This is a genomic window from Streptomyces sp. NPDC088246 (assembly GCF_044741025.1).
Classification (GTDB): domain Bacteria; phylum Actinomycetota; class Actinomycetes; order Streptomycetales; family Streptomycetaceae; genus Streptomyces.
Genome location: NZ_JBIURV010000064.1, coordinates 1 through 17,550 on the forward strand (window position 1 = coordinate 1; position 17,550 = coordinate 17,550).

The following is a 17,550-nucleotide window of genomic DNA, read 5'->3' on the forward strand; positions in this document are numbered from 1 at the left end:
ACCCAGGTGTCGCGCTACGAGATCATGGAAACAAGTCCGTCTCGCCGCAGCGCAGATCGGACAGATAGGGGGTTCCCCTATCGAACGCCCTCTTACACGGGGCAAGGAGATTCGCCTCACGAAAGAGGGCTTCCTGGTACGCGGACGGGCTCGTCGGCAGGACCTCGACGATGGCGGCATATCTGCCGCGCCAGTACTCACGGACGTGATCCGGCGAGAACTTCCTCGGAGGGCGGACCTCCGCCCAAGACGTGGCCTTGTTCAGCGTCTCCACTGCGTCCTTCGCCGTCTCGTACTTCGCTTCGTAGAGGATTGCCTGCTGGGCCGCCAGCTCTTCCAGGACGATCCAGGGGGCTCCGACTCGCTCGACCTTGGTGCTGCGGATCGCTAGGAGCAGCTCGGCTTCCGGTCCGCGAAGTGAGGTGCCCTTGAGTATGTTCGTGTCGAGGATGATCACGGCGCCGCTCCTCAGCGTGCGGGTACAGATGCAGAGTGGCCACCTTCTCAGGAAATGGGCACACCTGAACGGGGTTTCGGCCAGGGTGAGCGCCTACAACCGGCTATGGCTGCGCGCGCCGGTCTTGGCAGGCAAGATCGGGCTCATGGACACGGAGTTGACGGTCGCTCTCGTCGGCGTCGGCGGAGCGCTCGGCGGAGCCATCATCGGTGGTGCTGCCGCGATGTACTCGGCGAGCATCCAGGGGAAGCGAACCGCGGAAGCGGCGGCGAAGACCTACGAGGGGGTGCTCGATGCCGCGAGGCGCGCAGCACAACAGGAGGCCTACACGTTGCTGCTGAGCGCGGCGAACTCCTACGAAGAAGCGACGGAGGCTCATCTCGAACGGGCGGAGGCGCTGCTTCAGCACTTGCAAGACCGCTCCGAAGGGATTCCGTCCGTGCTCGACGGGGACAGGCGAGCGCGGGCGCAGTGGACCGCTATCCACGGCATGACTGGCCCGGGGCAGGTGATGGCCGCTGCGCGGCGGGTCGGTCTGGAAGGCCCGAGCATCGTCCGTGACGCGGCCAAGGACGTTCAGTGCGCGGCCACCACCCTCGCTCGCGTCTTCAGGGATCTGGGAGAGACCGAAGGTGACTCCCCACTGGGGCCGCCCGTTACAAGCCTTGATCGACCTCGGCGGGCTCACAGCGAACTGATCTCGACGATCGAGAGGTTCAGTGAAATCGCTAGCGCGAACGGTGGCCACGGCGGTGCTGTCCGTGCCTGAACGCCCCACGGCCGACTGGCGGGTCGGTGGCCGGCGAGGTGAACGGGCGGCGGATCTCGAAGTGATCGCACCGACTGGTAGACGGGGGCTCAGTCCTCCTCCGCGTTCTTCGGCAGCTCGACGCCTTCCGCCTCGGCTACCCGCGAACAGAGGCGCCATCGTCCACGGCCCGGGGACTACCCAGGGATTTTCCGCCGCGTAAGCAAGGAAGGCCCTGACAGCGTTGAAAGGCACGAAAGCGCTGCTCAGGGCCTATCTGCCTAGCGCTCGATGATGTTCACTGCGAGACCGCCGCGCGCGGTCTCCTTGTATTTCACGCTCATGTAGGCGGCAACCTTGCCGGAGTCTGCCCTCTGCGGCTCACTGGCGGTGCTTGCGATCACGACCCGCTCGGCAGCCCTCGGTCGTACCCCGGGTTGTCCAATTCGGTGAGTGGCGGCTCGCCCTTCATGTGGGCAGGCGCCAGGGCTCGAAGGGCGTGGTAGCCGACGACGACGATCAACGTCCCCAACGCGATGCCGCTGAGCTGGAAGTTGTCGGTAAGCGTCAGGCTGACGTTGCCGATTCCCACGATGAGTCCCGCGGCCACGGGCACGAGGTGGAGCGGGTTGGACAGGTCGACGCGGGAGCGGACCCAGATCTGGGCACCCAGCAGGCCGATCATGCCGTAGAGGATGACGGTGATCCCGCCGAGGACCCCGCCGGGGATGGCGGCCACGACGGCACCGAACTTGGGGCAGAGCCCGAACAGGATCGCGAAGCCGGCGGCGCACCAGTAGGCGGCGGTCGAATAGACGCGGGTAGCGGCCATGACGCCGATGTTCTCGGCGTACGTCGTTGTGGCGGGGCCGCCGACGGACGTCGACAGCACGGTGGCTGCACCGTCGGCCATGATCGCCGTGCCGAGCTTGTCGTCCAGCGGGTCGCCGGTCATCTCGCCAACGGCCTTGACGTGTCCGGCGTTCTCGGCGATGAGCGCGATGACAACGGGCAGGGCGACGAGAACCGCGGAGAGGGAGAAGCTCGGGGCATGGAAGGTGGGAAGGCCGATCCAGTCGGCCTTGGCCACCCCTGAGAGGTCGAGGCGCCAATGGTCGACCGATTCGGTACCTCCGGCGGGGGAGTGGATCTTGCCGAAGACGCGGTCGAAGACCCAGGAGATCAGGTAGCCGAAGGCCAGGCCGAGGAAGATTGCGATACGGGACCAGAAGCCACGCAGCACGACGAGGGCGAAGCCCGTGAAGAGCATGGTGAGCAGCGCGGTCCACTGATCCTGGGGCCAGTAGGTGCCGGCTGTGACGGGAGCCAGGTTGAACCCGATGAGCATGACCACCGCGCCGGTGGCCACCGGCGGCAGGACGGCGTGGATGATGCGGGCGCCCAGAGCACGAACGACTGCCCCGCACAGGAAGAGGACCGCGCCGACGGCCAGCAGCGCGCCGGTGAGGGTTGCCGCGTCGCCGCCCTGAGTCTTGATGACGGCAGCCACGCCGATGAACGACAGGCTGCTGCCGAGATAGCTGGGGATACGGCCACGGGTGATGAGCAGGAAAAGGATGGTGGCCAAACCGGACGCCATGACGGCAAGGTTGGCGTCCAGACCCATCAAGATGGGGGCGACGAAGCAGGCGCCGATCATGGAGACCACATGCTGCGCACCGAGGCCGGCGGTGCGCCCCCAGGTGAGCCGCTCATCCGGTCTTACGACCTCGCCCGGTGCGAGGCTCTTGCCGTCGCCGTGCAGCTTCCAGCCGAAGCCCGCCATGGTCTTGCTCCTTGATGTGTTGCTCGGGTGGTGTTGAGGGTCGGCCGACGAGGCCGGGCAGCTTCGATCATTGGCGGAACCGTACGGTTCAGACATAGGACGACAGGGCCTGCCGAGGGGAGACACCCGCCTGGCGCACCCCCTATCTTGTGGGGAAGTGCTGGCCGTCCGTGTTCATCATGGGTGTGACGGAGCGACGAACGACGCACCGAACATCGCGACCACGTGCTGGGCGCCGAGTCCGAACGTACGGGGTCAGGAGAGCCGTTCGTCCGGCCGGACCACGGCCCCCGGCGCGGGAGTCTTCCCGTCGCCGTGCAAGGTCCAGCGCACGCCGAGGCCCATGGTCGCTCCCTGTGTGTAGGTGCGGAGTCCAGTGCCTCGCCCGGCACGGCGCAAACCGCAGAAATGATCAGCGCCATGGTAATGCCGGATCGCGCCGCGCTCGCGGCCGGGCTGTGGGCGCAAGCACTCCATTGCGGATCCCATGCATGAATCGTGCGCGAAGCATTGTCACTCCGAACAGGCGGCCCTACGCTCGCACGGTCTTGCTCATGAACATGGTTCACGTACATGATTGCCGGGAGTGTTTCGATGAGTGGAAGACCACGTCGGCGTCTGGGCGCCCTCCTCACTGCCGCGGTCGCCCTGACCGCGGTGCTCGTCCCGGCCGCTTCCTCGGCTGCCGCCACCGCGCACGGCCACCGTCCGCCACACCGCGTGCCGAGGACCGTGGTCATCGACGGACACCGCATCCAGCAGGCGAAGCTCCGGCTCGACCACGGCGACCCGGCCCTGCGCACCGCCGTCCGGGCGCTGACCGCCAAGGCGGACGGCTGGCTCGGTCAGGGCCCCTGGACGGTCGTCGACAAGCCGAAGCCCGCGCCGAGCGGAGACCCGCACGACTACCTGAGCCAGGCGCCGTACTGGTGGCCCTCCCAGCCGAAGACCGCGGAGAACCCCTGGGGCTGCCCGTACGTGCAGCGTGACGGCGTACGCAACCCCGAGGTCGACACCGGCACCGACCGTCCCGACATCGGCAAGGTCTTCAACTCCGTCACCACCCTCAGCCTGGCCTGGTACTACACGGGCCGGAAGCAGTATGCCGAGCACGCCTCCGACATCCTGCGCACCTGGTTCCTGGATCCCGCGACGCGGATGAACCCCAACCTGAACCACGGGCAGTTCATCCCCTGCAAGTACGACGGCCGGGCGATCGGCATCATCGACTTCTCCCAGCAGTACACGTCCGTTCTGGACGCCGTCGCGCTGCTCGACACCGGGGCACCCGGCTGGTCGAAGCGCGACCGGACCGCCATGCGGGCGTGGAACACCTCGTTCCTCGACTGGCTGGTGAACTCCGACTTCGGCAAGCAGGAAACAGCCGCTCAGAACAACCACGGCACCTTCCAGGACATGCAGATCGCCGGCCTCGTCCTCGCCAGCGGCGACAAGGCCCTCGCCCGCAAGGTCGTCCTGGACGCCCGTGCGCTGCGGATCGACCAGCAGATCGCGGGCGACGGCACCCAGCCGCAGGAGCTGGCACGCACCCGCAGCTGGCACTACTCGACCTTCGACCTGGTCGCCTACACCCGGCTCGCCGCCATCGGCATGCAGGTCGGCGTGGACCTCTGGGCGTACGAAGGGCCGCAGGGGCAGAGCCTGTTCAAGGCGGTCGACTATCTGCTGCCCGCCGCGACCGGGGCGGCCGCCTGGCCCCACCCGGAGCTGGAGTTCCACCGGTACGCGGCCAGTGACATCGTGCACGCGGCCGCCGACGCCGGTGACGCGAAGGCCGAGGCGTCCGTCGGGCAACTGGAGACTCCGCCCGGCGGCGACCTGTGGGCGCTGCGGCCCGCCGCGGAACAGCTCGACTCGATCGCCGGCTGAACCGTCCGCCGCGCCCCGCAACAGCCGCCGGCTCAGGGGCGCGGCTCGGCCGCCGCCGCGCTCGGGGCGGCGGCGGCCGAGGACGACACGGCCCTGCGGTCGCCCGCCCGCAGCACCCCGGCCCCCAGCACCAGGCCGAACGCCAGCACCGTCACCAGGCCGAACGACACGACCAGCGAGGTCGCCTCGGCCAGTGAGCCGATCGCGGACGGGGCGATGAGCCCGGAGGTGTACGTGATGGTGGCGACGCCCGCGATCGCCTGACTCGGGTTCGGGCCACTGCGTCCGGCCGCCGCGAAGGCGAGCGGGACGACCACGGCGACACCGAGGCCGAGGAGCCCGAAACCGCACATCGCCAGCACCGCGTTCGGCGACGCGACCACGAGCAGTCCGCCGACCGTCGCGAGGGCGCCGCCCACCCGTACGGTCCTGACCGCCCCGAAGCGGTCGACGACCTTGTCACCGGCGATCCGGGCGACCGCCATCGTCAGCGCGAACGCCGTCGTGGACGCCGCGGCGAGCCCGGCGGAGGTGTCCATGATGTCCCGGAGGTAGACCGCCGACCAGTCCAGGCTGGCGCCCTCCGCGAACACCGCGCAGAAGCCCACCGCACCGATGATCAGCGCCGACTTCGGCGGCAGCGTGAAGCGTGGCGGCGGCTCCTCGTCCGGCTCGCTGTGCAGATCCAGTACGCCCTGGCAGGCGATCAGCCCGAGCGCCGTGAGCACCACAGCGGCGATCGTGTGGTGCAGCCGGGCATCGGAGCCCAGATGCGCGGCCACTGTGCCCGCGGCCGAACCGACCAGGGCACCCACGCTCCACATGCCGTGCAGCCCGGACATGATCGACTTGTCGAGGCGGTTCTCCACCTCGACACCGAGGGCGTTCATCGCCACATCCGACATGCCGGCCGATGCCCCGTACACGAAGAGCGCGGCGCACAGCGTCAGCAGGTTGGGCGCCAGCGCGGGCAGAATCAGCGCCAGCGTCCACAGGGCGAGCAGTCCGCGCAGCGCGGTCCTGGCGCCGAACCGATGACTGATCGCACCGGCCAGCGGCATGGCGAGCGAGGCACCGATCGCCGGGAAGGCCAGGGCGAGGCCGAGCTGCCCTGCGCTGACCCCCGCGTGGTCCTGGATCCAGGGCACCCGGGTGGCGAAGCTGCCGGTCACCGCGCCGTGCACGGCGAAGACCGCGGCGACGGCGAACCTGGCCCGCCTCACCTGCCCCATGCCGAAGACCGTCTCTGTGGAATCCGTTGTCATACCGCCGTGCCCTCCCCTGGGAATCCTCTGTCACCGGCGACCCCGGCGCCCGTCTCCACGGTGCGGGCCGTAAACTATCAGGAACCCTGCCTGATAAATAGACCATCAAGGTTTCGTCTCCGTGTGGCAGTGATCTGGAAGGATCCCGGCATGCCCGCATCACCGAGCACCGCCCGGGCCATGAACGACCGGCTCGCCCTTCGACTGCTGCAGCAGGACGGCCCGCTGACGGCCACACAGCTCAAGGCTCTGACCGGACTCTCCCGCCCCACCGTCGCCGACCTCGTCGAACGGCTGCAGGGGGCCGGTCTGATCCGAGTGGTCGGTGAGGCCGGCTCCGAGCGCCGCGGCCCCAACGCCCGGCTGTACGGGATCGCCGCCGACCGCGCCCACCTCGCCGCGCTCGACATACGCACCGGCAGCGTCGCCGTGGTCGTCGCCGATCTCCTCGGCGCCACGCTCGCTGAGGCCACCCTGCCCATCGGCAGCGACACCGACACCGAGGCCGCCGCCGAACAGGCCGCCGCGCTGCTGGAACGCACCGCGAGGGAGGCGGGCGCAGCCCGGCTGCACAGCGTCGGCATCGGCGCGCCCGGTCTGATCGACCCGGTCACCGGCGAACTGCGCGACACCACCGGGCTGCCCGCCTGGCACCGACGACTGGTACGGGTGCTGCAGCAGCGGCTGCCCGCCACCGTGCTGGTCGAGAACGAGACCAATCTCGCCGCCGTCGCCGAGCAGCGCATCGGCGCGGCCCGCGACCGTGACACCTTCGTGCTCTTCTGGCTCGGCCACGGCGTCGGCGCCGCCGTCATGCTGGACGGGAAGCTCCGCCGCGGCGCCTCGGGCGGCGCGGGCGAGATCGGCTTCCTGCCGGTGCCCGGCACGACCGGCACCCCGTCGGCCGTCAACTGCGACGGAGGGTTCCACTCGCTGGTGGGCTCCGCCCCGGTCTGTGAACTGGCCGCCACCCACGGCATATACGTGCCCCCTGGCGCGGCCGAAGGGGACAAGGAGCCGGGCGCCGCATTCGCCGTACGGGCCGCGCTTGCGGGGGAGGGGGAGAGCGAGGCCTTCCTGGGCGCCCTCGCCGAACGTCTCGCGCTCGGCGCCGCCGCCATCGCCTCCGTCCTCGACCCGGGCTGTGTGCTGCTCGCGGGCGAGGTCGGCCACGCGGGCGGTGACGCGCTCGCGGCACGGGTCGAGGATCGGCTGGCCATGATGTCCCCGCTTCGCACCGAGGTCAGGGCCGGTCGGCTCGGCGGCGCCGCGGTGCTCCGCGGCGCGCTGCTCGCCGCCCGGGAGGCGGCTCAGGACGAGCTGTTCACTCCGGCCGGCTGAACCCTTCGGGAGGCGGCTCGGGCGAGGTGTTCACTCCGGCCGGCTGAACCCTTCGGGAGGCGGCTCGGGCGAGGTGTTCACTCCGGCCGGCTGAACCCTTCGGGAGGCGGTTCGGGCGAGGTGTTCACTCCGGCCGGCTGAACCGCTCGGCGAGAAATTCCTCGAACGTCGCCTTCCCCACAGCCCGTTCGGGGTTCAGATGGTCTCCGTTCCGGTATCCGGCGTACGCCTTGCCCGCCAGCCGTACGGGCATCAGGGGCCGCTTCTTTCCGGTCGCCCGGAGATAGGCGCGGGCCAGTTCGGGGAATGCCCTGATCTCGGGTCCGCCCATGTCCGGCACCCGGCCCGCCGGTCGGGAAAGGGCCAACCCGGCCAGCCGGTCCGCGACTTCACCGGAGCCGACCGGCTGCATCCGTACCCCGGAGGGCAGCGGCATCACCGGCATCCTGGCCGCTGCGGCCAGGATGCGCAGGACCAGGTCGTGGAACTGGGTGGTCCGCAGGATCGTCCAGCCGACCTCCGACTGCTCCATCATCCGCTCGACCCGGCGCTTGATCCGGTAGTAGCCGAGCGGCAGCTGGTCGACACCGACGATGGAGACATAGACCAGATGGGGGACGCCCGCCCGATGTGCGGCCTCGATCAGATGTCCGGCCGCCGTGTCGTCGCCGCCGCGCGGCGTGGAGGCGCAGTGCACGATCGCGTCCACGCCCTCGACCGCCGCGTCCAGCCCCCTGCCGTCGCGCAGATCGACCGCGTACGGCCGGGATCGGCGGCTCAGCACCCGTACGTCCTGCCCGCCCGCGCGCAGCCGGTCCGCGACCTGCCGGCCGAGTGTTCCGGTTCCGCCGGTCACCAGAATCGTCGTCATGGGTCCACCCTCTCAGAGCGCGGGCGAGCCCGGCGGTGACCGGGGGCGAACCGGTCACCGCCGGGCGGTCGGGGGAGGGGCAGCAGGCCCCGAGGTCCTGCCGGCGCACACCGCGGGATCGCTCCCCGGAGGTGACGCGGAGATCAAGAGCACTGGACCATTGCGTCAATAGGTCTGGACCTTCAAGGCTCTACCGTCCCGTTGTGCGCCCCGTCCGGAGGCCCTTGTGAGCCACTCCACAGGCGCTCACCCATATGGCCCATGAGCAGGCGTGGCACACTGATCGTGTACCAGCAGCAGCGCACTCCGGGGTCGGTGTAATTCCGAACCGGCGGTTATAGTCCGCGACCCGTCCGCATCCAGCGGCCGGTTGACCAGGTGAGATTCCTGGACCGACGGTTAAAGTCCGGATGGGAGGCAGTGCGCGGCGGGCCGTTTCACGGGTACGCCGCCGTCGGCGGATGGTCTTCGGGCAACCGATCCATCCGTGTATCCGACATTCGGCGTCCCCTTGTTGCGTTCCCGCTTCATCTGTCGTCGTCGACAGGCCCCGGAGTCCGTGCCCGAAGAGGCAGGAGGACCCGGTGGACACCGCAGCCGACATCACCGCCATGCGCCGAGCGATCACGCTCGCAGCGCGCGGTCTCGGCTCCACCAGCCCCAACCCGGTCGTCGGCTGCGTCATCCTCGACACCGCGGGCCGGCCGGCCGGTGAAGGATTCCACCAGCGCGCCGGTGGGCCGCACGCCGAGATCAACGCCCTGCGCGCCGCAGGCGACAGGGCCCGGGGCGGCACCGCCTACGTCACCCTCGAACCCTGTAACCACACCGGCCGCACCGGCCCCTGCGCCCAGGCGCTCATCGAGGCCGGTGTCGCCCGCGTCTTCTACGCCGTCGGTGACCCGAACCCACAGGCCACCGGCGGTGCGGACACCCTGCACGCGGCCGGGGTCAAAGCTGAGCGGGGGCTCCTCGCGGACGAGGCCGAGGCGGGCAACACGGCCTGGCTGACGTCGGTGCGCCTGGGCCGCCCGTACGTCCTGTGGAAGTACGCGGCGACCCTCGACGGCAGGATCGCGGCCGCCGATGCCACCAGCCGCTGGATCACCTCTCCCGAGTCCCGCGCCGACGTCCACCGGCTGCGCGCCGAGGCCGACGCCGTCGTGGTCGGCTCCGGTACCGCCCGTGCCGACGACCCGCAGCTCGGTGTACGGGGCGTCGAAGGCGCCGTACAGCCCCTGAGGGTGGTGGTCGACACCGGTGCCACCGCCGTACGCCCCGGCGCCCGCGTCCTCGACGACACCGCGCCCACTCTGATCGCCGTCGCCGACGACGCCGACGCCCGCCATCTCCCCGAAGGGGCCGTTCTGCGGCTGCCGCGCGCCGCCACCGGCCCCGGCCTGGACGTCCCCGCCCTGCTCACCGCCCTTCACGGGCGAGGCATCCGCTCCGTACTCCTCGAAGGCGGCCCGACCCTGGCCGGGGCCTTCGTCGCGGCGGGAACGGTCGACAAGGTCGTCGGCTATCTCGCCCCCATGCTCCTCGGCGCCGGCCCCGCGGCCCTCGCCGACGCCGGAATCTCCACCATCGCCGATGCGTTGCGCCTCGATGTGACCGAGACCGTCCGTATCGGCCCCGATCTGCGCATCAGCGCCGTCCCCGGCCCTGCCCGGAAGGGAAACTGAGTGTTCACCGGAATTGTCGAAGAACTGGGCGAAGTCACCGCTGTCGAGAAGCTCGGCGACGCCTCCCGCTTCCGCCTGCGCGGTCCCGTCGTCACCGAAGGCGCCAAGCACGGCGACTCCATCGCCGTCAACGGTGTCTGCCTCACCGTCGTCGACTTCGGCGAACACGAGTTCACCGCCGATGTGATGGCCGAGACCCTGAACCGGTCCAGCCTCGGCGCCCTGGAGGTCGGCACCCGGGTCAACCTGGAGCGCCCCATGGCGCTCGGCGGCAGGCTCGGCGGCCACATCGTCCAGGGCCATGTCGACGGCACGGGCCGCATCGTCGAGCGCAAGATCTCCGAGAACTGGGAGATCGTGAAGATCTCCCTCCCCGCGGACCTGACCCGCTATGTGGTGGAGAAGGGGTCGATCACCGTCGACGGCGTCAGCCTGACCGTCGTGGACGCCGGACCCGACTACTTCACGATCAGCCTCATCCCCACCACCCTCGCCCTGACCACGCTCGGCATCAAGAAGCCCGGCGACCCGGTCAACCTCGAGGTGGACGTCATCGCGAAGTACGTCGAGCGGCTGCTCGGCAACACCGCCCAGGGACCCGAGGAGCCGGCGAAGTGACCTCGCTGAACTGGCTGAACTCGGAGGCGTTCACCGTCTTCGGGCAGCACATCATCTGGTCCGACATGATCGGCAACACGGTCGGTCTGATCGCGCTGACCCTGGGCTGGCTCCGCTCGATCTGGACCTGGCCCGCCCAGCTCCTGTCCGGAGTCGTCCTGGTCGCCGCCAATGTCTCCGTGCATCAGGCAGGCAGCGTCGGCAAGCAGCTCGTGGTCATCGCCGTGGCCGTCTGGGGCTGGCAGCAGTGGACCCGGGGCAAGCGACAGGCCCAGGACGGCTCCCTCGCCGTACGGTTCGCCACCTGGCGCGAGCGCGGCTGTCTGCTGGGCGGCACCGCACTCGGCACCCTCGCGGTCGGCGGTCTGTTCACCGCGTTCCCCTCGCTCTCCTGGAGCCCGTGGGCGGACGCGTACATATTCGCCGGCACGCTCGTCGCGATGTTCGCCCAGGCTCGCGGCATGGTCGAGTTCTGGTTCGCCTGGCTCCTCGTCGACCTGGTCGGGGTACCGCTGAACTTCCACAGCGGTCTCGCCTTCTCCGGTCTCATCTACGTCGTGTACGGCGCCCTCGTGCTGTGGGGCATGCGCGACTGGTGGCTGCGTTCGCGGACACCCGCTCTGGAAGGAGCCACGGCATGACTGCCCAGCCCACCTGGTTGCACCGGGGACACGAAAGCGCCGTCGAGGACCTCACCCTCGACCCCGTCGAGCAGGCGATCCGCGACATCGCCGCCGGACGCCCCGTCGTGGTCGTCGACGACGAGGACCGGGAGAACGAGGGCGACCTGGTCATCGCGGCCGAGAAGGCCACCCCCGAGATCGTCGCGTTCATGATGAGCGAATGCCGCGGTCTGATCTGCGCGCCCATGGAGAACGACGAGCTGGAACGGCTCGAACTGCCGCAGATGGTCGCCCACAACACCGAATCGATGCGCACGGCGTTCACCGTCTCCGTCGACGCATCGGCGGCGCACGGCGTCACCACCGGCATCTCCGCCGCCGACCGGGCCACCACGCTCCGGATGCTGGCGGGCGGCCAGGCCGGCCCCGGCGACTTCGTACGGCCCGGCCACATCTTCCCGCTCCGCGCCCGCTCCGGCGGCGTGCTGGTCCGCAACGGCCACACCGAGGCCGCCGTCGACCTCGCCCGGCTCGCCGGACTGCGACCCGCCGGCGCGATCGTCGAGATCGCCGGCGAGGACGGCGTGATGCTGCGACTGCCCCAGCTGGTCTTGTTCGCCCGCAAGCACGGCCTCACGATCATCTCCATCGAGGACCTGATCGCCTACCGCCGCAGCTCGGAGCCGACCGTCCGCCGCGAGGCCGAGGTGCGGCTGCCGACGAGCTTCGGCGCATTCACCGCGTACGGCTACCGCTCCACGACCGACGGCGTCGAGCACGTCGCGCTCGTCCACGGCGACATCGGGGACGGCGACGACATCCTGGTGCGGATCCACTCCGAGTGCCTGACCGGCGACATCTTCCAGTCGCAGCGCTGCGACTGCGGGCCCCAGCTGCACGCCTCCATGCGCCGGATCACCGAGGAGGGCCGCGGCGTCGTCATCTATCTGCGCGGCCACGAGGGCCGGGGCATCGGCCTGCTGTCCAAGCTGCGCGCCTACGAACTCCAGGAACGCGGCAGCGACACCCTCGACGCCAACCTCGAGCTCGGCCTGCCCGCCGACGCCCGGGACTACGTGGCCGGCGCCCAGATCCTCAAGGACCTCGGCGTCCACAGCCTCAGGCTGATGACCAACAACCCCGACAAGACGGCCGCGGTCCTGCGGCACGGTCTGGCCGTCACCGGCCGCGAGCCGATGCCCGTCCAGGCCGGCGAACACAATCTGCGCTACCTGCGCACCAAGCGCGACCGCATGGGGCACGACCTGCCCTGGCTCGACTCCGCCACGGCGTCGACCTGCGGCAACCAGTAACGATCACGGAAACGAGCGGTAGGAGAGACATGAGCGGCAAGGGCGCACCCGAACTGTCCGTACGCAACTGCGGTGACCTGCGTGTGGCGGTCGTCGCCGCCCAGTGGCACGAGAAGGTCATGGACGGACTCGTCGACGGCGCGCTGCGCGCCCTGCACGAGCTGGGCATCGACGAGCCGACCCTGCTCCGGGTGCCCGGCAGCTTCGAGCTCCCGGTGGTCGCCAAGGTCCTCGCCGGTCGCGGTTACGACGCGGTCGTCGCCCTCGGCGTGATCATCCGCGGCGGCACCCCGCACTTCGAGTACGTGTCCCACGGCGTCACCAACGGCCTGACCCAGGTCGCCGTCGACACCGGAGTCCCGGTCGGCTTCGGCGTACTCACCTGCGACACCGAGGAGCAGGCGCTCGACCGGGCCGGACTGGAAGGCTCCAGCGAGGACAAGGGGCACGAAGCGGTCACCGCGGCCGTCGCCACCGCCGCCACGCTGCGCACGGTCAGCGAGCCCTGGCGCTGAGTGGGGGGCGTGGACCCCGTACTCTAAGGACCATCATGGCGAACAAAACCTTCGAAGAGCTCTTCGCCGAGCTGCAGCTCAAGGCCGCCAACGGCGACCCCTCCACCTCCCGTACCGCCGAGCTGGTGGACAAGGGTGTCCATGCCATCGGCAAGAAGGTCGTCGAGGAGGCCGCCGAAGTCTGGATGGCCGCCGAGCACGAGAGCAAGGACGCCGCCGCCGAGGAGATTTCCCAGCTGCTGTACCACGTCCAGGTGATGATGGTCGCCCGCGGGATCTCCCTCGACGACGTCTACGCCCACCTCTGAGCACGACCTGAGCACCACGTAGCACTCCGTACATCCGCATATCCGCACAAGACTCCCTCCTCGCAAAGGAAACCTGGCCTCATGCTGCGCATCGCCGTCCCCAACAAGGGTTCACTCTCCGGGCCTGCGATGGCGATGCTCCATGAGGCCGGCTACCAGCAGCGCAAGGAGTCCAAGGAGCTCGTCCTCGTCGACCCCGAGAACGAGGTCGAGTTCTTCTACCTGCGGCCGCGCGACATCGCGATCTACGTCAGCTCCGGCCGCCTCGACATCGGCATCACCGGTCGCGACCTGCTGCTGGACTCCGGCGCCGACTCCGAGGAGATCCTCCAGCTCGGCTTCGCCCGTTCCACCTTCCGCTACGCCACCAAGCCGGGCACGGCCCAGGGGCCGCAGGACTTCGACGGCAAGACGATCGCCACCTCCTACGAGGGCATCGTCGCCAAGCACCTCGCCGATGTCGGCGTCAACGCCTCCGTCGTCCACCTCGACGGCGCGGTCGAGACCGCCATCGAACTCGGTGTCGCCCAGGTCATCGCCGATGTCGTGGAGACCGGCACCAGCCTGCGCAACGCCGGACTCGAAGTCATCGGCGAGCCGATCATGAAGTCGGAGGCCGTCGTCATCCGCCGCACCGGCGCACCGGACGACGACCCGAAGGTGCAGCAGTTCCTCCGCCGTCTCCAGGGCGTCCTGGTCGCCCGCAGCTACGTGATGATGGACTACGACTGCCGCGTCGAGCACCTGGAGCGCGCGGTCGCCCTCACCCCGGGCCTGGAGTCGCCGACCATCTCCCCGCTGCACCACGAGGGCTGGGTCGCCGTCCGTTCCATGGTCGCCGCCCGGGAGGCCCAGCGGATCATGGACGATCTGTACGACCTCGGCGCCCGCGCCATCCTCACCACCGCCATCCACGCCTGCCGCCTCTGACGGCCGGGCGACCACCCGGAAGACAGAAGAACATCATGTCCGCCCCCGCGCCCCGGTCCGAACTCCCCACGCTCCCGGTCACGTTCCGGCCGACCCGAACCCGGGTGGTCCTGCTGACCGTGGGGGCGGCGATGTTCGTCGTCATCACTGTCATCGCCCTGACCCTGGAACAGCTGAGCGCGGGGGAGCGGTCCAGCTTCATCTTCACCGCGCTGCTGTTCTTCGGCGTGCTCGCGCTGCTCAGCCGCCCGAAGATCGTCGCGAACGAGGACGGGGTGACGGTGGTCAATCTCACTCGAACGCGCCGGCTCTCCTGGGCGGAGATTCTCCGCGTCAACCTGCGCGTCGGCGACCCCTGGGTCTTTCTCGACCTGAGCGACGGGACCAGCATGCCCGCCCTCGGTATCCAGCCGGGAATCGCCAGGCAGCAGGCCATCCGCGACGCCCATACGCTCCGCGCCCTCGCCGAGAACCACGGCACCGGCACGGACAACGGCTGAGCCCCCTGCCCCGTACGGCCTCTTCTTGATTACTCTGGAGGACGGCGGCGCCCCGTGCGCCCCGCCCCGCACCAGAGGGTCCATGAGGCCTGCGGGGCTTTCCTGCGACCCAAGGAGTGACTCCTTCCAGCAATGGACGGATCGTCCGGTAGTACCTGCGCCGCCCCTTCCCAGGAGGCGGCGGCATGACCACCCCCCTGCTGCTTCTGAGCGCAGCATTCCTTCTCATCCTCGCCAACGGATTCTTCGTGGCAGCCGAGTTCGGGCTGGTCACGGTGGAGCGGCCGGACGCCGAGCGCGCCGCCGCCGAGGGCGACCGGCGGGCCGGCACCGTCGTCGAAGCCCTGCGTGAACTCTCCTTCCAGCTCTCCGGCACCCAGCTCGGCATCACCATCACCTCACTGGTTGTCGGCATGCTCGCCGAACCGGCACTCGCCCAGCTGCTGGACGGCCCCCTCACCGCGACCGGTCTGCCCGACGGCGCCGTACCCGGCATCAGCGTGGTGATCGGGATGATGGTGGCCTCCGCCGTCCAGATGGTGATCGGCGAACTCGTGCCCAAGAACTGGGCGGTCTCCCGGCCGCTCCAGGTCGCCCGGTTCGTCGCCGGCCCCCAGCACCGTTTCTCCGCCGCGCTCCGGCCGGTGATCAGCCTGCTGAACACCGTCGCCAACCGGCTGGTACGACTGCTGGGTGTCGAACCCACCGACGAGCTGGCCTCCGCCCGCACCCCCGGGGAACTGGTCTCCCTGGCCCGGCACTCGGCCGAGGCCGGCACCCTCGAACAGGACACCGCGGATCTCTTCGTACGGACCCTGTCGCTCGCCGGACTCACCGCACAGCACGTCATGACCCCACGGGTGAAGGTCAGCGCCCTGCAGTCCTCGGCGACCGCGCAGGACGTCCTCAACCTCACCCGCGCCACAGGCCTCTCCCGCTTCCCCGTCTACCGGGAGCGCATCGACGAGGTCGTCGGCATGATCCACCTCAAGGACGCGCTCGCCGTGCCCGCCCAGGACCGGTTGCGCACGCCGGCCGGCCGGATCGCCGTACCACCGTTGCTGGTGCCGGAGACACTGCCCGTCGAACAGCTGCTCCAGCGGCTGCGCAACGAGCAGCCGATCGCCGTGGTCGTCGACGAGTACGGCGGCACCGCCGGGGTCGTCACCCTCGAGGACATCATCGAGGAACTCGTCGGCGAGGTCAGGGACGAGCACGACGCCGAAGGCGCCGACCGGCCCGAACTGGCCCCCGCCGCTCCCGAGGACGGCCGCCCGGCCTGGGAGGCCGAAGGCAGTTGCCGGGTCCTGACCCTGCGCCGGATAGGGCTCGACGTCCCCGACGGACCGTACGAGACCGTGGCCGGACTCGTCGCCGATCTGCTGGGCCGCATCCCTGCCCCCGGCGACCGGGCCGAACTGCCCGGATGGCGGATCTCCGTCCGCCAGGTCGGCCACTACCGCGCCGAGAAGGTCCGCTTCGTACGCACGGCCGAGGTGACCGACCCCGTCACCGAGGCACCGGTGGCCCACGGCGTCCTGGAGGGCGTGCGATGAGCCTCGTCCAGCTGCTGTTCGCGGCGCTCCTCGTGCTGGCGAACGGCTTCTTCGTCGGTGCCGAGTTCGCCCTCGTCTCCGTACGGCGCAGCCAGGTCGAACCCCTCGCGGCAGCAGGGTCGGGCCGGGCCCGCCAGGTGCTGTACGGCCTGGAGAACCTGCCGCAGATGATGGCTGCCGCCCAGTTCGGCATCACCGTCTGCTCGCTGACCCTCGGCGCCGTCGCCGAACCGACCGTCGCCCATCTGCTGGAGCCGGTCTTCCAGGCGGTCCACCTGCCCGAGGGCCTGATCCATCCGCTCGGCTATGTGCTGGCGCTCGTCTTCGTGGTCTTCCTCCATCTCGTCATCGGCGAAATGGTCCCGAAGAACCTCGCGATGGCAGCGCCGGAGAAGACCGCGCTCTGGCTCAGCCCCGGCCTCGTCGGCTTCGCCCGCGTCTGCCGTCCGGTCACCTCCGCACTGGGCAACTGCGCCCGGCTGGTGCTCCGGCTCTTCGGCGTCGAACCGAAGGACGAGGTGGAGGCCGTCTTCACCAGCGAGCAGCTCAACCGGCTCGTCGAGGACTCCGGCCAGGCCGGACTGCTGGAGCCGGAGGCGCAGGAGCGGCTGGAGGACGCACTGGAGCTGGGCAGCAGGCCCGTCACCGATGTGCTGCTCAGCCGGGCCTCCCTGGTGACGGTGGACCCCTCCGTCACTCCGCACCGGATCGAGGAGCTGACCGTACGGACCGGCTACTCGCGCTTTCCCGTGTGCGCGGAGGGCGGCGGCCCGTTCATGGGATATCTGCACGTCAAGGATGTCCTGGACCTGGAGGACGGCGAGCGGGCCGTCCCCCAGCACGTGTGGCGCCCGATGGCGACCGTGCGGGCCGAGCTGCCCCTGGACGACGCCCTGACCGTGATGCGCCGCGCGGCGACACATCTGGCGCAGGTCGCCGACGCATCGGGCCGGGTCCTCGGCCTGGTCGCCATGGAGGACGTCCTGGAGATGCTGGTCGGTGAGGTACGCGACCCGGCCCACCGGGTCTCGGTGCCGCGCCGGGCGACGGACACGACGGCCGCCGGCACCGGCGAACTCACCGCGTCGGTCCATTAGGGTCCCGATCGCCGGACGGGCTGGTCTTCAGCCCGTCCGGCAATCGA

18 protein-coding genes and 1 riboswitch are annotated in these 17,550 nt (G+C 70.1%); of the genes, 13 read left to right on the forward strand and 5 right to left on the reverse strand.

All coding sequences use genetic code 11. From position 1 onward, the window contains the following. Positions 1-22 precede the first annotated feature (22 nt). The gene (locus ACIPEK_RS40730; RefSeq protein ID WP_402007194.1) at positions 23-457 is read right to left on the reverse strand and encodes a hypothetical protein; all 435 of its coding nucleotides are present in this window, start codon (positions 455-457) and stop codon (positions 23-25) included. On the opposite strand from ACIPEK_RS40730, the gene ACIPEK_RS40735 reads away from it, so the two are divergent. After that, entirely contained in the window at positions 429-1,226 is a 798-nt protein-coding gene (locus ACIPEK_RS40735; protein ID WP_402007196.1) for a hypothetical protein, read from the forward strand. The two genes, ACIPEK_RS40730 and ACIPEK_RS40735, sit on opposite strands and share 29 nt — an antisense overlap. Before the next feature lie 260 nt (positions 1,227-1,486). Here ACIPEK_RS40735 and ACIPEK_RS40740 read toward each other — a convergent pair whose 3' ends face one another. Next, positions 1,487-1,609: a hypothetical protein gene (locus tag ACIPEK_RS40740; RefSeq protein WP_402007197.1), complete on the reverse strand. Its 123-nt coding sequence runs from the start codon at positions 1,607-1,609 to the stop codon at positions 1,487-1,489. After that, positions 1,606-2,991, reverse strand: a complete 1,386-nt coding sequence (locus tag ACIPEK_RS40745; protein ID WP_402007199.1) for a uracil-xanthine permease family protein — start codon at positions 2,989-2,991, stop codon at positions 1,606-1,608. Before ACIPEK_RS40745 ends, ACIPEK_RS40740 begins: the two co-directional genes overlap by 4 nt. Before the next feature lie 594 nt (positions 2,992-3,585). Between ACIPEK_RS40745 and ACIPEK_RS40750 the strand changes: the two genes are divergently transcribed. Then, the gene (locus tag ACIPEK_RS40750) at positions 3,586-4,881 is read left to right on the forward strand and encodes an alginate lyase family protein (RefSeq protein WP_402007201.1); all 1,296 of its coding nucleotides are present in this window, start codon (positions 3,586-3,588) and stop codon (positions 4,879-4,881) included. A gap of 32 nt (positions 4,882-4,913) precedes the next feature. On the opposite strand, the gene ACIPEK_RS40755 is transcribed toward ACIPEK_RS40750, so the two are convergent. After that, positions 4,914-6,146 (reverse strand): MFS transporter, encoded by a 1,233-nt coding sequence (locus ACIPEK_RS40755; RefSeq protein WP_402007203.1) that lies wholly within the window; start codon positions 6,144-6,146, stop codon positions 4,914-4,916. A gap of 150 nt (positions 6,147-6,296) precedes the next feature. Here ACIPEK_RS40755 and ACIPEK_RS40760 point away from each other — a divergent pair, with 150 nt between their 5' ends. After that, positions 6,297-7,487 carry an ROK family protein gene (locus ACIPEK_RS40760; protein WP_402007205.1) on the forward strand — a complete coding sequence of 397 codons (1,191 nt, stop codon included), beginning with the start codon at positions 6,297-6,299 and terminating at the stop codon, positions 7,485-7,487. 124 nt (positions 7,488-7,611) lie between these two features. On the opposite strand, the gene ACIPEK_RS40765 is transcribed toward ACIPEK_RS40760, so the two are convergent. Continuing rightward, positions 7,612-8,358, reverse strand: a complete 747-nt coding sequence (locus ACIPEK_RS40765; RefSeq protein ID WP_402007207.1) for an SDR family oxidoreductase — start codon at positions 8,356-8,358, stop codon at positions 7,612-7,614. 297 nt (positions 8,359-8,655) lie between these two features. Further along, a riboswitch (FMN riboswitch) is annotated at positions 8,656-8,786 on the forward strand. 156 nt (positions 8,787-8,942) lie between these two features. Here ACIPEK_RS40765 and ribD point away from each other — a divergent pair. The 10 genes from ribD to ACIPEK_RS40815 all read left to right on the forward strand — a co-directional run bounded on the left by ribD (position 8,943) and on the right by ACIPEK_RS40815 (position 17,503). Next, positions 8,943-10,043 carry a bifunctional diaminohydroxyphosphoribosylaminopyrimidine deaminase/5-amino-6-(5-phosphoribosylamino)uracil reductase RibD gene (gene ribD, locus ACIPEK_RS40770; RefSeq protein WP_402007209.1) on the forward strand — a complete coding sequence of 367 codons (1,101 nt, stop codon included), beginning with the start codon at positions 8,943-8,945 and terminating at the stop codon, positions 10,041-10,043. Beyond that, a complete protein-coding gene (locus ACIPEK_RS40775; RefSeq protein WP_402007211.1) occupies positions 10,044-10,661 on the forward strand; it encodes a riboflavin synthase in 618 nt (205 codons plus the stop codon). Next, the gene (locus ACIPEK_RS40780; protein WP_402007213.1) at positions 10,658-11,302 is read left to right on the forward strand and encodes a nicotinamide riboside transporter PnuC; all 645 of its coding nucleotides are present in this window, start codon (positions 10,658-10,660) and stop codon (positions 11,300-11,302) included. The genes ACIPEK_RS40775 and ACIPEK_RS40780 overlap by 4 nt, the downstream gene beginning before the upstream one ends. Continuing rightward, complete coding sequence (locus ACIPEK_RS40785; protein ID WP_402007214.1) at positions 11,299-12,597, forward strand: bifunctional 3,4-dihydroxy-2-butanone-4-phosphate synthase/GTP cyclohydrolase II; 1,299 nt, start codon at positions 11,299-11,301, stop codon at positions 12,595-12,597. Before ACIPEK_RS40780 ends, ACIPEK_RS40785 begins: the two co-directional genes overlap by 4 nt. Positions 12,598-12,626: 29 nt before the next feature. Then, complete coding sequence (ribH, locus tag ACIPEK_RS40790; protein WP_383079141.1) at positions 12,627-13,112, forward strand: 6,7-dimethyl-8-ribityllumazine synthase; 486 nt, start codon at positions 12,627-12,629, stop codon at positions 13,110-13,112. Between the two features lie 35 nt (positions 13,113-13,147). Beyond that, positions 13,148-13,420 carry a phosphoribosyl-ATP diphosphatase gene (locus tag ACIPEK_RS40795; RefSeq protein WP_018524273.1) on the forward strand — a complete coding sequence of 91 codons (273 nt, stop codon included), beginning with the start codon at positions 13,148-13,150 and terminating at the stop codon, positions 13,418-13,420. Between the two features lie 81 nt (positions 13,421-13,501). Beyond that, entirely contained in the window at positions 13,502-14,350 is an 849-nt protein-coding gene (hisG, locus tag ACIPEK_RS40800; RefSeq protein WP_093894540.1) for an ATP phosphoribosyltransferase, read from the forward strand. Between the two features lie 35 nt (positions 14,351-14,385). Beyond that, positions 14,386-14,850: a PH domain-containing protein gene (locus tag ACIPEK_RS40805; RefSeq protein ID WP_382909696.1), complete on the forward strand. Its 465-nt coding sequence runs from the start codon at positions 14,386-14,388 to the stop codon at positions 14,848-14,850. A 185-nt stretch (positions 14,851-15,035) separates the two neighbouring features. Beyond that, positions 15,036-16,406, forward strand: coding sequence for a hemolysin family protein (locus tag ACIPEK_RS40810; RefSeq protein WP_383079143.1), 1,371 nt, complete (start codon positions 15,036-15,038; stop codon positions 16,404-16,406). Next, complete coding sequence (locus ACIPEK_RS40815) at positions 16,403-17,503, forward strand: hemolysin family protein (RefSeq protein WP_383079144.1); 1,101 nt, start codon at positions 16,403-16,405, stop codon at positions 17,501-17,503. Before ACIPEK_RS40810 ends, ACIPEK_RS40815 begins: the two co-directional genes overlap by 4 nt. Positions 17,504-17,550 lie beyond the last annotated feature (47 nt).